This window comes from Trueperella bialowiezensis (assembly GCF_900637955.1).
GTDB classification, from domain to species: Bacteria; Actinomycetota; Actinomycetes; order Actinomycetales; family Actinomycetaceae; genus Trueperella; species Trueperella bialowiezensis.
On the sequence record NZ_LR134476.1, the window covers coordinates 15,318 to 29,566 of the forward strand.

Here is a 14,249-nt window from a genome sequence, read left to right on the forward strand (position 1 = left end):
ATTCACCGCGCCGCAAGGCGCACTAACCGAAAGAAAACTAACGTGTCTACACTGGAAATTAAGAACCTCCACGTATCGGTCGAAACACAGGACGGTCCACTGCAGATCCTCAAGGGAGTGGACCTCACCATCAACCACGGTGAAATCCACGCCATCATGGGCCCGAACGGTTCTGGAAAGTCGACGTTGGCCTACGCGATCGCTGGCCATCCAGACTACGAAATCGACGAGGGCGAGATCTTGCTCGACGGCGAAAACATTGAAGACATGAGCCCGGACGAGCGTGCACACGTCGGCCTGTTCATCGCAATGCAGTACCCCGTAGAAGTCCCCGGAGTGACGGTGACCAACTTCCTGCGCGCCGCCAAGACAGCGATCGACGGCGAAGCTCCCAAGCTGCGGACCTGGGTCAAAGACCTCAACACGGCCATGGAGAACTTTAAGGCAGATAAAGACTGGGCAAGCCGTGACCTCAACGTCGGATTCTCTGGCGGTGAGAAGAAGCGCCTAGAGATTCTGCAGATGGAGATGCTCAAGCCACGTTTCGCGGTTCTTGACGAGACCGATTCCGGCCTTGATGTTGATGCTCTGCGTCTCGTGTCTGAAGGTGTTAACCGGGTGCATCAAGAAAACAATAACGGCATCATGCTGATCACGCATTACACGCGTATTTTGCGCTACATCAAGCCTGATCACGTGCACGTGTTTGTTGATGGACGAGTGGCCGAGTCTGGCGGTCCGGAGCTTGCGGACGAGCTGGAAGAAAACGGCTACGAGCGTTTCGAAAAAATGCAGGCCTAAATGAGTTGTCCTGCTCCTCGAGAGGATTTCCCCGTCCTGCAGCGTGAAGTGCAGGACGGGGTGCCCCTCGTCTACCTTGACTCCGGTGCCACGTCACAAAAACCGCAGGCCGTGATCGACGCCGTCGTCCGGCAGGAAACGTATTCCAACGGCGCGGTTAACCGGGGTTCGCACACGCTTGCTGCTGAGGCGACGGTTGCCTACGAGCAGGCTCGCGAATCGGTGGCCCGGTTGGTTGGCGCCGAGCCCGAAGAGATCGTGTGGACGAAGAATTCCACTGAAGCGCTCAATCTTATTGCCTACGTCATTGACGATATTTCCCGCGGGCGTGGTCAGAGCGTGCTACGCGGGGGACGCAAGCAGAAAGAACGCCTAGCGGCTATTCACGAACGCTTGACTTTGCGCGCCGGCGATAATGTCGTCATCACTCGCGCCGAACACCACGCGAATCTGATTCCCTGGCAAGAACTTTGTATTCGTACCGGAGCGGAACTGCGCTGGTTTGATCTTACTGACGACGGCCGTATTGACCTGACTGATGGAGTAATTGACGAGCGTACGAAGCTCGTGGCGTTCACCCACGTGTCGAACGTGACCGGAGCGATTTCTCCGGTGAGACAGATCGTGGAGCGTGCCCGTGAGGTTGGTGCGTTGACCGTGCTGGATGCATGCCAGTCGGTCCCACACATGCCGGTTGATTTCCATGAACTCGACGTCGACTTCGCCGCGTTTTCCGGGCACAAGATGCTCGGGCCGACTGGGATCGGTGCGCTGTATGGGCGCGCGGACCTGCTTGCAGCGATGCCACCTTTCCTCTTCGGTGGTTCCATGGTGGAGATCGTCCGCATGGAGGCCACCACGTTTGCGCGCCCGCCGGCACGCTTTGAAGCCGGCACTCAGCCTGTCGCCCAAGCGGTTGGGATGGGTGCTGCAGCAAACTATCTGCTGGACATCGGCATGGATGAGATTGCACGCCACGAGGAAGAGCTAACAGCACGCGCACTTGCCGGCTTGTCGCAGATCCCCGGTGTGCGCGTCCTTGGGCCAACGGACGCCTCCGAGCGGATCGGAGTGGTCGCTTTTGACGTTGCTGGGGTGCACCCTCACGACGTCGGTCAGTTGCTTGACTCGCAGGGAATCGCTATTCGTGTGGGCCACCACTGTGCTCAACCAATCCATCAACACTTTGGGGTTCATGCTTCATGCCGCGCTTCCTTCGGGCCGTATAATACGGCTGAAGAAGTGGACGTGTTTTTGGCCGCCTTGGGGCGGGTACGCGAATATTTTGGCGTGACAGATGAGAAAGTGGGGGAGGCACGATGAACGAACTTGAGCAGATGTACCAAGAAATTATTTTGGATGCGGCTCGGGAGCGTCACGGCGAAGGTGAGATCGAAGACCCGGACGGCGAGTCTTTTCAAGTGAACCCCACGTGCGGTGATCAGGTGAACTACCAGGTCAACATGGAAGACGGCCGCTACACGGATCTTGCGTGGACGGGGCACGGCTGTTCTATTTCGCAGGCGTCGATCTCGATGATGACAGAACTCGTGGAAAACAAGTCAGCCGCCGACTTTGAGAAGTTGTACGACACGTTCCGGCGCATGATGGATTCTCGCGGTGCCGAGATTTCTGATGAGGACGCCGACCTGCTTGAAGATGCCTCATCATTGCATGGCGTGGCGAAATTCCCGATGCGTATCAAGTGTGCTCTGCTTGGCTGGATGGCGCTGAAGGACGCCACCATGCAAGCCAACGAATAACGAAGAAGGAGATAATCGTGACAGACAATCCTGTAGCTGCCACATCTATCGAAGATGACCTCATTGAGGCTCTCAAGGATGTGATCGATCCCGAACTCGGTATCAACATTGTGGATCTCGGCCTCGTGTACGGGCTGACGATCGACGGAAGCTCAGCGGTGGTGGGCATGACGTTAACGTCCGCAGCATGCCCGCTTACCGACGTCATCGAAGAGCAGTGCCACCAAGCTGTGGCGGGCCTCGTTGAAGAATTTCGGATCAACTGGGTGTGGCTTCCGCCGTGGGGTCCGGAACGTATCACCGACGACGGGCGGGAACAGCTCCGCGCGCTCGGCTTTAACGTCTAAGATCACCCGGCGCTAGACTGGTCTGCGTGATTCAAGCGCAAGATCTTCAGATGCGTATCGGGCAGCGGGTGCTTTTACACCCCGTCTCGCTTAGCGTCGGTAAAGGCAAGCGCATTGGGCTTGTTGGTCGAAATGGTGCTGGCAAGACGACCTTAATGCGGCTGCTCGCTGGTGAGGACGCGAGCTCCGACGTCGTCGAACGACAAGGTGCGATTCATCGGCGTGATCCGATTGGTTATCTGGCTCAAGACACCCGTGTCGGTGATACTGATCAGATAGCACGCGACAGGATACTGTCCGCTCGCGGTATTGAATCGATGCTACGAAGAATCGCTAAAGCCGAGCGTGAGATGTCCACGCTCGACGGCGAGAGGCAGCAAAAGGCTATTGAGCGCTATGCGCGGTTAGACGCCGAGTTTACGGCGGCTGGCGGGTGGGCTGCGAATTCGGAGGCCGCGCGGATTACGGCCGCACTCGGTTTGCCCGATCGAGTCCTTGAGCAGCCACTTGCCACGCTTTCGGGTGGCCAGCGCCGCCGGGTTGAGCTGGCGCGGGTGCTCTTTTCTGGTGCACAAACCCTTCTTCTCGATGAGCCAACGAACCACCTCGACCACGATTCTATTGTGTGGTTGCGTGACTGGTTGAAGAACTATTCCGGCGGCTACGTCATCATTTCGCATTCGGTTGAGCTGCTGAGGGATACCGTGAATACGGTCTGGTACCTGGATGCGAACCGAGGAATGCTCGACGTGTATTCGATGGGCTGGGATCGCTACCTCACTCAGCGCGAGGCAGATGAGCGGCGTCGTCGTCGGGAACGGCAAAATGCCGAAAAGAAAGCGGCTGCCCTGCGAGCGCAAGCCGACAAAATGCGGTACAAAGCCACTAAAGCGGTGGCGGCACAGAACATGGAACGGCGTGCAGAGAAGATGTTGGCGGCGTTAGATGAGGAACGCGCGGAAGAGAAGGTCGCTCAGCTACGTTTTCCAGATCCGGCTCCGTGCGGCAAAACCCCGTTGATGGCAACAGGGTTGACGAAAGCATACGGCTCGCTCGAAGTGTTTGCCGGGGTTGACCTTGCGATTGACCGCGGCTCGCGTGTCGTCGTGCTCGGGTTGAACGGTGCTGGCAAAACGACGCTACTTCGCTTGCTCGCCGGTGTAGAGAAGCCGGATGCGGGTGAGATCAAAGCCGGCCACGGCCTGAAAATCGGCTACTACGCCCAGGAACACGAGTTTATTGACCTCGATGCGACCGTGGAAGAAAACATGCGCCGGGCGGCACCTGACACGTTTGACGACACGGCGGTGCGCAGCGTGCTCGGCTCGTTCCTATTTTCTGGCGACGACGCCGATAAGCCCGCGTCTGTCCTTTCTGGCGGCGAAAAGACTCGGCTCGCGCTTGCTACGATCGTCGCCTCCGCAGCTAACGTTCTCCTTCTTGATGAACCGACGAACAATCTCGACCCGGCCTCCCGGGAAAAGATTTTGGCAGCTTTGCGCACATACGAGGGTGCTGTGGTGCTCGTGACACACGACGAGGGGGCGGTTAAAGCGCTGAATCCGGATCGGGTTCTGCTCTTGCCGGATGGGGACGAGGACTTGTGGTCTGACGACTACATCGACCTTATTTCGCTTGCCTAGCTATGCTTGAGCACATGAATACTCTTATTGTGATGCGCCACGCGAAGGCTGCAGATGGCTCGCCCGACCATCGCCGCCCACTCGCTGACCGCGGGCGTCGGCAAGCCAGCTATATTGGCGGTCAACTTGCCAGTCGCTTTCCTGTTATTGACCAGTTGTTCGTATCCGATGCGGTGCGCACCCAGCAGACGTTGGAACAGCTCGTGGCTGGCGGCTTGAAAGCGGATGCGGTGAACATTGATCCGCGGTTGTACTCTGCTGGCGGCGATGACCTAGTTGAGATCATTCGCACCGAGGCCACCGGACAAACGGTGATGATCGTGGGGCATGAGCCGACGATGTCCGCACTGGCTTTCGAGCTGTGGGACAGGCAGGGGAGCGCTGGATTTGAAAGCGGTTTCCCGACGGCGGGCACGGCAGTTTTCACATGTGCTCGCCCGTGGCTGGAGATGCCGACCGGAGGCCTAGCTCTGAAAGACTTCTTGACCGCTCCGCGGCTGCCGTCCTAGCCTGCGGGAATCATCCCAGGCGGCGGCGCTAGCTTTTCCTCGCCTCGCGCTTAGCCTTGATATAGGCGGCTCGTTTGCGTTGCCATTCTGCGCGCAGTTCGGGATCGTCTAACACGAGGCGAACAGTTTGGCAGTCCTCTGGGCCCGTCACGTACAGCTGGCATAACGTGCAGGGCTCACCGAAACGGATTGGGCATTCGGGTGCTGGTTTAGCCATCGATATCCCATCCAACCAGTGCCGCAATGGCATCCAGCCGCGGGATTGAGATCGCGCAGTCAGCCCGTTCGACGACGACCTGTTTGCCCATGAACGCCACACCAAGACCAGCCCTGGCGAGCATCGGCAGGTCGTTTGCCCCGTCGCCGGCACATAGCGTGAGATCGGGGGAAACGTCCCACTCCTCCTGCCAGCGTTCGATCGCCTCAACTTTCGCTGCCCCATCAATCACTGGCCCGTAGGTGCGCCCGGTGAGAACGCCGTCGTTGACCTCGAGTCCGTTGGCCACATAGCCGTCGATCTGGCAGTCCGCTCCTATCTTTCCAACGACCTCAGTAAAACCGCCTGATACTAAGCCGAATTTAGCGCCGCGAGCATGGGCTGCATCGACGAGGCGCCGCGCGCCGGGGGTAAGTTTGATCGCGGCGAAGACGTCGTCGACGACGTCGGCGGGTACGCCGCGCAACAGGGCGACCCGGTGTTCGAGCGATTCCTTGAAATCGAGTTCGCCGCGCATCGCAGATTCCGTCACCGCGCGAACTTCCTCTTCCACGCCCGCGTAAGCAGCGAGCATCTCGATCACTTCGGTCGTGATGAACGTCGAATCCACGTCTGTGACGATCGCTCGCGGTCCGTGGTCAGCCATCGGGCCCGTGATAAATGCCGAGTCAACGGCCAGTGCCATTGCAGGGCCTCTCAGTTCGTCACGCAACGCCGATAACGCTCCCGTGAACGGTTCGGGTAGCTGCTCTGGCAGATCGAACAGCCACGTCAGGGCATTCAAGCCAGGTACAGGCACCGGGCGTTCGTCTGGGGCGTCACAAACGTCTGTAATCGTACGCCGAACATGGCGAACAAGTGCCTCCGGTAGCCGGCGGTCTGACACAAGTGAAAAACGAACGCGCATATCCACCAGCCTAGTCTGCCGCGGAAACTATTTGCCGCAATGTGAGGAATGCCGACACGTCTTCAACAGCCGAAGGGGCCAGCTCGGCTAACCGAGCTGGCCCCTCCACCTGCAAGTTGTCAGATAGGTAGAGCGACTAGGCGCGAACGGTTGCGCCCTTCGGAACGACGACGATACCGCCGTCGGACACGTGGAAGCCGCGCTCCCGATCATGATCGTGATCGATGCCGATCTGTGCGCCTTCTTCGACGTTGACGTACTTGTCGAGAATCGCGCCGACGACAGTGGCGTTACGGCCCACATTCACGCCGTCGAACAGCACCGAATCGCGAACCGAGGACCAAGAGTTTACCCGCACGTGCGGCGAGAGCACCGAACCGATGACCTCACCACCGGAGATGATGACGCCGGGGGAGATGATCGAATCGAGCGCGTGGCCAAGACGTTCACGGTGGCCGTAAACGAACTTTGCCGGTGGCAGACCCGTGTAACCGGTGTACAGCGGCCACTTGTCGTTGTACAGGTTAAAGATCGGGTTGACTGAAATAAGATCCATGTTCGCCTCGTGGAACATGTCGATCGTACCGACGTCGCGCCAGTAGTTGCGATCACGTTCGGTCGAGCCGGGAACCTCGTTGAAGGTGAAGTCGTAGACACCGCAGTCGTTGTTATTAACGAACATCGGCACAAGATCTCCGCCCATGTCATGGTTGGAATCCGGGTTGGCCGCGTCCTGATGTAGCGCTTCGTAGAGCACATCAGCAGACACAACGTAGTTACCCATCGACGCGAGGATCTCGTTCGGCGAATCAGGCAGCCCGTCAACTTCAGCAGGCTTCTCGAGGAACTCACGAACCTTCTTCGTGTCATTAGGATCGGTATCGATGACGCCGAACGAGCTCGACATTTCGATCGGCTGACGAATACCGGAGATGGTCATCCCCACACCCGTGTCGATGTGCTGTTCAACCATCTGCGAGAAATCCATCCGGTAGATGTTATCCGCACCGGTGATGAGAACGATGTCTGGCCGTTCGTCGTCGAGAATGTTGAGCGACTGGTAGACGGCATCCGCCGAGCCCGAGAACCAGCTCTTCGACACGCGCTGCTGGGCGGGCACCGGAGCAATGTAGTTGCCGAGCAGTGACGACATGCGCCACGTCTTCGAAATATGACGATCAAGGGAATGAGACTTGTACTGGGTCAAGACGACGGTCTTCAAATATCCCGAGTTGACGATATTTGACAGCACGAAGTCAATGAGGCGGTAGGTTCCGCCGAATGGAACGGCCGGCTTGGCGCGCTCCTTGGTCAAGGGCATGAGGCGTTTGCCTTCCCCTCCAGCAAGAACAATGGCAAGTACACGTGGTTTAGATCTCATGTTTCTAAGCTTAACTGCTTTGCAGAGAAAATTGGCCTATTTCACAAAATCAATCGAAGTCCGGGATAGGCTATGAACGAACACGTTTCACGTTCCCTCATAGAGAAAGGAAGATTGATGAGAGTCGATCTGCTCACCCGCGAATACCCGCCGCACGTTTACGGAGGCGCAGGCGTTCACGTCACCGAGCTGGCAAAGGTGCTGAAAGTGCACGCTGACGTGCACGTCCATGCGTTTGACGGGCCGCGCGAGGGCGGCGATGGTGTGACCGTCCACGGCTACAGCGATGTTGCTGAGCTCGACGGTGCGAATGCGACATTGAAGACGCTCGGCGTCGACCTGCAAATTGCGGATAAGACCGCCGACGCCGACATCGTTCACTCGCACACGTGGTATGCGAACATGGCAGGCCACCTGTCGAAGATGCTCTACGGCATTCCGCACGTTATTTCTGCGCACTCGCTTGAGCCGCTACGTCCGTGGAAGCGCGAGCAACTCGGCGGTGGCTACGAAGTCTCATCGTGGATCGAAAAGACGGCTTACGAAGCTGCCGACGGCATCGTTGCCGTGTCGAACGGTATGCGCGACGACATCCTGCGCTCTTACCCGGCGGTTGACCCCGACAAGGTGCGCGTCATCCACAACGGTATCGACCTCGATGATTGGAAGGCGCCGCAAACGGATGAAGAATGGGCAGCTGCACGTGAATACTTCAGCTCCTACGGCCTCGATCCGGATAAGCCGACGATCATTTTCGTTGGCCGGATTACTCGGCAGAAGGGCGTGCCTGGCCTGTTGCGTGCCCTCAAGTATGTGCCGGAAGACGTCCAGGTAATCCTGTGTGCGGGGGCACCCGACACGCCGGAGATTCTCGAGGAAACTCGAGGGCTCGTCGAAGACCTGCAGAAGGATCGCGACGGCGTGGTGTGGATTGACGAACACCTGCCACACGACAAGATCGTGGCACTCGAATCTTGCTCGACGACGTTCGTCACGCCATCCGTCTACGAACCGCTCGGTATCGTCAACCTTGAGGCGATGGCCGTTGGTCTGCCCGTCGTCGGAACTGCCACTGGTGGTATTCCGGACTGTATCGATCACGGCGTGACAGGCACGCTCGTACCGATCGAGCAGAAGCAAGACGGCACGGGAACCCCGCTTGATCCGGATAAGTTTGAGAAGGATCTTGGCGAGGCTCTTGCGGAGATGGTCTCCGATCCTGAGCGCGCGAAGGAAATGGGCCGGGCCGGCCGCAAGCGCGCTGAAGAGCACTTCTCGTGGGAGTCCATTGCCGTGAAGACGATGGCTTTCTACAACGACATTCTCGGCAAGTAACGAAGCAATCGCACCGTGGGTTGGTGTGCTCTAGCACACCAACCCACGAGTGAACTAGGGTGAGGCACATGGGAGATGTTTTAGACGTAAGTAATGTTAGCGTTCGCCGTGGCGGACGAAATATTGTCGACCGGGTGAGCTGGTCCGTAAATGAAGGCGAGCGCTGGGTCGTGCTCGGCCAGAATGGTGCCGGTAAAACGACTCTCATGCGGCTGGTTTCTGGACGGCTTCATCCCACCTACGGCACGGTCTCGATCGTCGGGCAAAAACTTGGCAAAGTCGACGTGTCTGAGATTCATCCGCTCGTTGGGCTGTCGTCGTCGGCACTTGATCAGAGAATTAGCGAACGCGAAAAAGTGATCGATGTTGTGCGCACGGGAGCCTACGGCGTCATCAACACCTGGCGTGAAGAATACGAAGAGATCGATAACGAGCGCGCCCGCGAGCTGCTTTCCATTCTCGGTGTTGCTCATCTTCAGGACCGCCGCTGGGGAACCCTGTCAACAGGGGAGCGCAAGCGGGTTGGTATTGCTCGTGCGCTCATGCCCGATCCGGAAGTTCTCGTTCTTGACGAACCGGCGTCGGGATTAGACCTTGGTGGGCGGGAAGTTCTACTCGGCTCGCTGACCGACCTGGCGCGTGCGAAATATGCGCCCGTCATGGTACTCGTCACCCATCGCGTTGAGGACATTCCAGAAGGTTTCACGCACGGTCTACTGCTCAAGGATGGCCAGGTCGCCGCACGTGGCACGCTTGACGAGGTGATGACGTCCGAGACCCTCTCACAGGTCTTCGACGTGCCCATCAACGTCACCTACGATTCCGGCAGGTACACTGCCCGCGCTGCCAAGTAAATATTCCCGCGATTTTACAACCGTAGGCGGAGGTGTGTGGTAGGTAACGGCGTGTAAACTGTGAGTAAGAACGCTACCGAATAGTAGGGAGACTAAATGGCATGGGGAATCTGGGCGATCATCACGCTCGTGCTATTGATCGCCGAAACGCTGACCGTCGATTTCCTGTTCATGATGTTCGCAGGTGGCACGCTCGTTGCCGCGATAACGTCGGCGATCGCACCCGATGCGCTCGTTTTGCAAATCGTTCTCTTCGCAGTTGTGTCCGTACTCGGCATCGCTTTCATTCGCCCGTGGGCCCGCAGGCACGTCAACGATTCATCGAAAGGTGAATCAAACGTTTATGCCATGCGCGGCCAGGTGGCACACGCCTTAACGGATATCGACGTCAAAGCCGGGCGCGTGAAAATTGGTGGGGAAGTGTGGAGCGCAAAAACCTACGGACCGCCAATAGCAGAAGGCACCGCCGTCGTCGTCGTGGGTGTCGAAGGCGCCCGAGCAGTCGTTGAACAGTTTAATCCGACCAACAATTATCGTTAACCAAAGAAAGTAGGACGTCATGGGAGATTCAAGCATCATTCTCCTCGTGTTCCTGGGGATTTTGGCGCTACTCGTCGTAGTCGCGATCGCGAAATCTGTTATTCAGGTTCACCAGGGATACACGGTGATTATCGAACGGCTTGGTAAATACAGCAAGACCTTGCGGCCAGGGCTTCACTTCCTGATCCCGTTCTTCGATTCTGTACGCCAGCGTATCGACATGCGTGAACAGGTGGTGCCGTTCCCGCCCCAGCCTGTGATTACCTCGGACAACATCGTGGTCAATATTGACACGGTGATCTACTACCAGGTGACTCAGCCAGAAGCGGCCACGTACGAGATCGCCGATCCGATGTCGGCCATCGAACAGCTTGCCGTGACCACGCTGCGTAACATTATCGGTTCGATGGACATGGAACAGGCACTCACCGGCCGTGACCAGATCAATGGCCAGTTGCGCGGGGTTCTTGACGAAGCAACCGGCCGCTGGGGCATCCGCGTCTCGCGAGTTGAGCTCAAGGCAATCGATCCGCCAGCAACCGTGCAAAGCGCGATGGAACAGCAGATGAAGGCTGAACGTGATAGGCGTGCAGCGATCCTCACGGCCGAAGGTGTCAAGCAGTCGCAGATCCTCACCGCGGAAGGTGAGAAGCAGTCCGCGATTTTGCGTGCGGAAGGTTCCGCACAGGCGAAGATCCTTGAAGCTCAAGGTGAATCGCGAGCAATTTTGCAGGTCTTTGATGCTATCCACCGCGGTAACGCCGATCCGAAGCTGTTGAGCTACGAGTACTTGAAGGTGCTTCCGCAGATTGCCGACTCGCAGTCGTCGAAGCTGTGGATCGTGCCGACCGAACTTACTGCTGCACTCGACGCCGTTACCGCCGGATTCACAGGTAAGAAGAAGGACGGCGGGGATCTGGACGACACGCCAATCAAGGTCAACCTTGAAGGCCTTGATGACGGGATCGCAGATTCGCTTGCTAGCACGAGCTTGCCGGACGTCGACGAGGCCCTAGCCTCCGCACGTGGCGAGGCAACGCGCGCGTCGTCTGAAGCTGAAGAATCTGGAACGCATTCGGGTAAACCGTTTAATCCGAGCCAGTCAGTAGGCCAGGATCCGGATCAGCCTGATCCTCTCGATCCGAATACGCCTATGCCGTAGTCATAGTGGCCTAGCGGTGACCCACTCTCGTGGGTCACCGCTTTTTTGGTCCCTTTTCTGGCAGAGTATTCCCGTGATTATCAACGTACCTGATGTAGCCGATCCGCGCCTTGACGACTTCGTGCGCCTCAACGACGTCGCGTTACGAAAGAAGCTGGACTCCGAGCGGGGCCTGTATCTTGCCGAAGGCGAGAAGGTGATCCGCCGCGCGTTGCAGGCCGGGCACGAGCCTCGGGCCGCCGTCATGACGGCCAGGTGGGCTGCGACCTTCGAGCCGCTTTTTCCCGACGACGTCCCGCTGTTCGTGCTTGACGATGCGCTGTTGGAGCAACTCACGGGGTTCCGGATCCACCGTGGGGCTATCGCATCGATGAACCGGCCGGAGCTGCCGGATGTGACAAGTTTTCTCGATCAGCTTGGCGGGGCTCGGCGAATTTTTGTGTTGGAGGACTTGGTAGATCACACGAATGTGGGCGCGATTTTCCGTTCGGCGGCAGCCCTTAGTGTGGACGCCATCCTGGTCACGGATCACTGTGCAGATCCGCTGTATCGCAGGTCGATCAAGGTGTCGATGGGCACGGTTTTTCAGATCCCGTGGACGCGAATAACCGGCTGGCCGCAAAGAGCTTCGCTCCTGCGTGATCATGGTTGGACGACGGCCGCGCTCGCCTTGGACAGCCGTGCAGTGAGTCTGGAACGCTTTGCTGAGTTGCCTGTGGTCCGCTCTGGAAAGGTTGCGTTCATTCTAGGAACAGAAGGTGATGGGCTCGCCGCCTCGACGACGTCGGCAGCTGATTACGTGGTGAAGATCCCGATGCGTGCCGGTGTGGATTCGCTCAACGTTGGTGCAGCGGCCGCAGTTGCGGCTTGGGCGATTCGCTAGTCGTAGGGATTGATATCCGCAGCGTCGTACTCTTCTAAAGCGTTACTCAACAAATCTTGCACGGAACAGTCGAACACTTTTGCCAGCTTGATCAGTGTTGATAGACGTGGGTTGGCTGGGCGGTTCGATCTGCGATCGGAGCGTGCGTGCTCGAGTAGCTGATAATGGTTGCGGTTAATGTTTGCACGCAAAGCTACCTGTTCTTGGGTGAGGCCCAATTCTTTGCGGCGCGCCTGAAGAGTTTTGGCGAACGCAGATGCGAGCGCACGTTCTGCAGGCGATGGTGTAGTCACAATGTTGAGTTTCCGTGTATGCACCGCGAAAGTCCGCCGGGTATACACGGTGGCCGTGTCAGTCTTCAAAATCTTTTTCCACAGGTGCCACATTGCGGCGCTTTTCCACCGGCGTCGTTGCGTCATTGCGGCCGTGATCGTGAGTCAGCAACGATGGACGCGTCGAAAGGAAAATCTATGCATACGATCAATGTACGCCGTCCGGCACTGTTCATCGTTCTTCTCATCGCCGTGTTCACGCTTTTCATACCACAGGCCGTGGCCGACGAAAGCCGCTGGTCAAACGTTGAGTCCCAAAGACATAGCGAATTTGGTGGTATCCGTAACGGTAGCGAAAGTATCGCTTTGTGTACCGGGGATAGGCAGTTGAACTTTGTCTATCAACGCGGCCTAGAATCGGCGTCGTTCGAGTCTTATTCGACGACGCAGGCCGGCCAAGCCTATACTCGCCAACCAACAGAGCACGGCTGGGATGCGAACGTCCCTGCCGAGAATACAGGAGTGCTCGCTGCCGTCTTGGACCTGTGGGGTGATGAGCGAGCATCCGGAATTGCGCCTGAAGCGTTTAGTATCGCAATCTACGAACTCACGTCCGATGCCCGCGGAGCGCAGATGGGTGGGCAGTCGCCATGGAAACAACAAGCACGCGACTTGCTTGACCTTGCGAGAGATCTCGCCGGCCCGCATACCGCTGATGAGATTTCTCTCCACGGGTCTGAGCTCAGTGGGTTTGTTGTGCGCGGGCAAGCTGGAAAACCGCTGGTGGGGATTCCGTTCACTGCGCAGCTCACCGGTGGCGTGTTTGTTGACAGCGCAACAGACACCTTAAATGGAACAACGGGGAACGATCCGCAGCGATTCGCCATCGAGGCGCCTGCTTTCGGACAGGTCTCAGTGAAGATTACGTACAGTAATATTCCCGGACATTCGTTTAGGACCGGGCATCATTCCGTGGCACAAGACATGCACCTCGTGGGCGAACCTGGCTCTATCACCCAAGACGACGTGCTGCGTGATCAACCCAGTCCTGTTGGGATTTCGATGAGTACGGAAGCTGCCGTGCTAACTACAAAAGACGCTCGGCAGATCCAGGACGTCATTTCTATCAATGCCGACACCTGGCCGAGCAATGGCGAAGAGCCGGCTGTATACGACGTCGTCGCCAACCTGTACGGACCGTTCGACGATCAGCAACCTGAACAGCCGACCGTGCCCGAGGGCTTGGAGCCGATCGAAACGGCAACGCTTCGAGTAACTGAACCGGGCACGTACACTGTCCCATTTGAATCAGAGTTGAGCCACGGGTGGTATACGGTCGTGGCCTCTGGAAAGTTCGACACAACTGGAGCGTTTACCGGCCTGCCTGACGAAGTGATTCAGATGCCGTTCTTCGAACCTGCCGAAACGGTTCATGTGGAGATCCCCGAACCTGAGCAGCCTCCAACTCCGTCAAGTCCGCCAACTCCGCAGCCTGCGCCCACAGAACCAGAGAAACCGGTTCAGCGACGTCTACCAGACACGGGCTCTGCCACGCTCGGATTTGCCGTGATCGGGGGAGGAATGGTGAGCCTAGGCGGAGCTTTCGTGACAGCCACGCGCCGGCGTGTCTAATCA

At 57.9% G+C, this 14,249-nt stretch carries 16 protein-coding genes; 12 read left to right on the forward strand and 4 right to left on the reverse strand.

Annotated elements, in window-relative coordinates; translation table 11 throughout:
- Positions 1-42: 42 nt before the first annotated feature.
- From sufC to EL234_RS00105, 6 genes are read left to right on the forward strand one after another with little or no spacing between them, the layout of a single operon-like run.
- Positions 43-801 (forward strand): Fe-S cluster assembly ATPase SufC, encoded by a 759-nt coding sequence (sufC, locus tag EL234_RS00080; RefSeq protein ID WP_126415559.1) that lies wholly within the window; start codon positions 43-45, stop codon positions 799-801.
- Positions 802-2,124, forward strand: a complete 1,323-nt coding sequence (locus EL234_RS00085) for a cysteine desulfurase (protein WP_126415560.1) — start codon at positions 802-804, stop codon at positions 2,122-2,124. It begins immediately after the preceding gene.
- The gene (gene sufU / locus EL234_RS00090; RefSeq protein WP_126415561.1) at positions 2,121-2,564 is read left to right on the forward strand and encodes a Fe-S cluster assembly sulfur transfer protein SufU; all 444 of its coding nucleotides are present in this window, start codon (positions 2,121-2,123) and stop codon (positions 2,562-2,564) included. Before EL234_RS00085 ends, sufU begins: the two co-directional genes overlap by 4 nt.
- Positions 2,561-2,911: a metal-sulfur cluster assembly factor gene (locus EL234_RS00095; protein WP_407701397.1), complete on the forward strand. Its 351-nt coding sequence runs from the start codon at positions 2,561-2,563 to the stop codon at positions 2,909-2,911. Before sufU ends, EL234_RS00095 begins: the two co-directional genes overlap by 4 nt.
- A 26-nt stretch (positions 2,912-2,937) precedes the next feature.
- Positions 2,938-4,554: an ABC-F family ATP-binding cassette domain-containing protein gene (locus EL234_RS00100; RefSeq protein WP_197718440.1), complete on the forward strand. Its 1,617-nt coding sequence runs from the start codon at positions 2,938-2,940 to the stop codon at positions 4,552-4,554.
- 14 nt (positions 4,555-4,568) lie between these two features.
- Positions 4,569-5,063, forward strand: coding sequence for a SixA phosphatase family protein (locus EL234_RS00105; protein WP_164712248.1), 495 nt, complete (start codon positions 4,569-4,571; stop codon positions 5,061-5,063).
- A 28-nt stretch (positions 5,064-5,091) separates the two neighbouring features.
- On the opposite strand, the gene EL234_RS09430 is transcribed toward EL234_RS00105, so the two are convergent.
- From EL234_RS09430 to EL234_RS00120, 3 genes are all read right to left on the reverse strand, one after another.
- The gene (locus EL234_RS09430; RefSeq protein WP_126415564.1) at positions 5,092-5,280 is read right to left on the reverse strand and encodes a DUF6767 domain-containing protein; all 189 of its coding nucleotides are present in this window, start codon (positions 5,278-5,280) and stop codon (positions 5,092-5,094) included.
- Positions 5,273-6,187 (reverse strand): phosphoserine phosphatase SerB, encoded by a 915-nt coding sequence (gene serB / locus EL234_RS00115; protein WP_126415565.1) that lies wholly within the window; start codon positions 6,185-6,187, stop codon positions 5,273-5,275. Before serB ends, EL234_RS09430 begins: the two co-directional genes overlap by 8 nt.
- Before the next feature lie 136 nt (positions 6,188-6,323).
- A complete protein-coding gene (locus tag EL234_RS00120) occupies positions 6,324-7,568 on the reverse strand; it encodes a glucose-1-phosphate adenylyltransferase (protein ID WP_126415566.1) in 1,245 nt (414 codons plus the stop codon).
- A 117-nt stretch (positions 7,569-7,685) separates the two neighbouring features.
- Here EL234_RS00120 and glgA point away from each other — a divergent pair, with 117 nt between their 5' ends.
- The 5 genes from glgA to EL234_RS00145 all read left to right on the forward strand — a co-directional run bounded on the left by glgA (position 7,686) and on the right by EL234_RS00145 (position 12,342).
- Positions 7,686-8,903 (forward strand): glycogen synthase, encoded by a 1,218-nt coding sequence (gene glgA / locus EL234_RS00125; protein ID WP_126415567.1) that lies wholly within the window; start codon positions 7,686-7,688, stop codon positions 8,901-8,903.
- 68 nt (positions 8,904-8,971) lie between these two features.
- Positions 8,972-9,757, forward strand: a complete 786-nt coding sequence (locus EL234_RS00130; protein WP_126415568.1) for an ABC transporter ATP-binding protein — start codon at positions 8,972-8,974, stop codon at positions 9,755-9,757.
- A 96-nt stretch (positions 9,758-9,853) separates the two neighbouring features.
- Positions 9,854-10,297: an NfeD family protein gene (locus EL234_RS00135; protein ID WP_126415569.1), complete on the forward strand. Its 444-nt coding sequence runs from the start codon at positions 9,854-9,856 to the stop codon at positions 10,295-10,297.
- Positions 10,298-10,316: 19 nt separating this feature from the next.
- Positions 10,317-11,459, forward strand: a complete 1,143-nt coding sequence (locus tag EL234_RS00140) for an SPFH domain-containing protein (protein ID WP_126415570.1) — start codon at positions 10,317-10,319, stop codon at positions 11,457-11,459.
- A 73-nt stretch (positions 11,460-11,532) separates the two neighbouring features.
- Entirely contained in the window at positions 11,533-12,342 is an 810-nt protein-coding gene (locus EL234_RS00145; protein ID WP_197718441.1) for a TrmH family RNA methyltransferase, read from the forward strand.
- Here EL234_RS00145 and EL234_RS00150 read toward each other — a convergent pair.
- Positions 12,339-12,635: a helix-turn-helix domain-containing protein gene (locus EL234_RS00150; protein WP_197718442.1), complete on the reverse strand. Its 297-nt coding sequence runs from the start codon at positions 12,633-12,635 to the stop codon at positions 12,339-12,341. The genes EL234_RS00145 and EL234_RS00150 overlap by 4 nt on opposite strands.
- Before the next feature lie 177 nt (positions 12,636-12,812).
- On the opposite strand from EL234_RS00150, the gene EL234_RS00155 reads away from it, so the two are divergent.
- Positions 12,813-14,246: an LPXTG cell wall anchor domain-containing protein gene (locus EL234_RS00155; protein WP_164712250.1), complete on the forward strand. Its 1,434-nt coding sequence runs from the start codon at positions 12,813-12,815 to the stop codon at positions 14,244-14,246.
- The last annotated feature ends 3 nt before the right edge of the window (positions 14,247-14,249 follow it).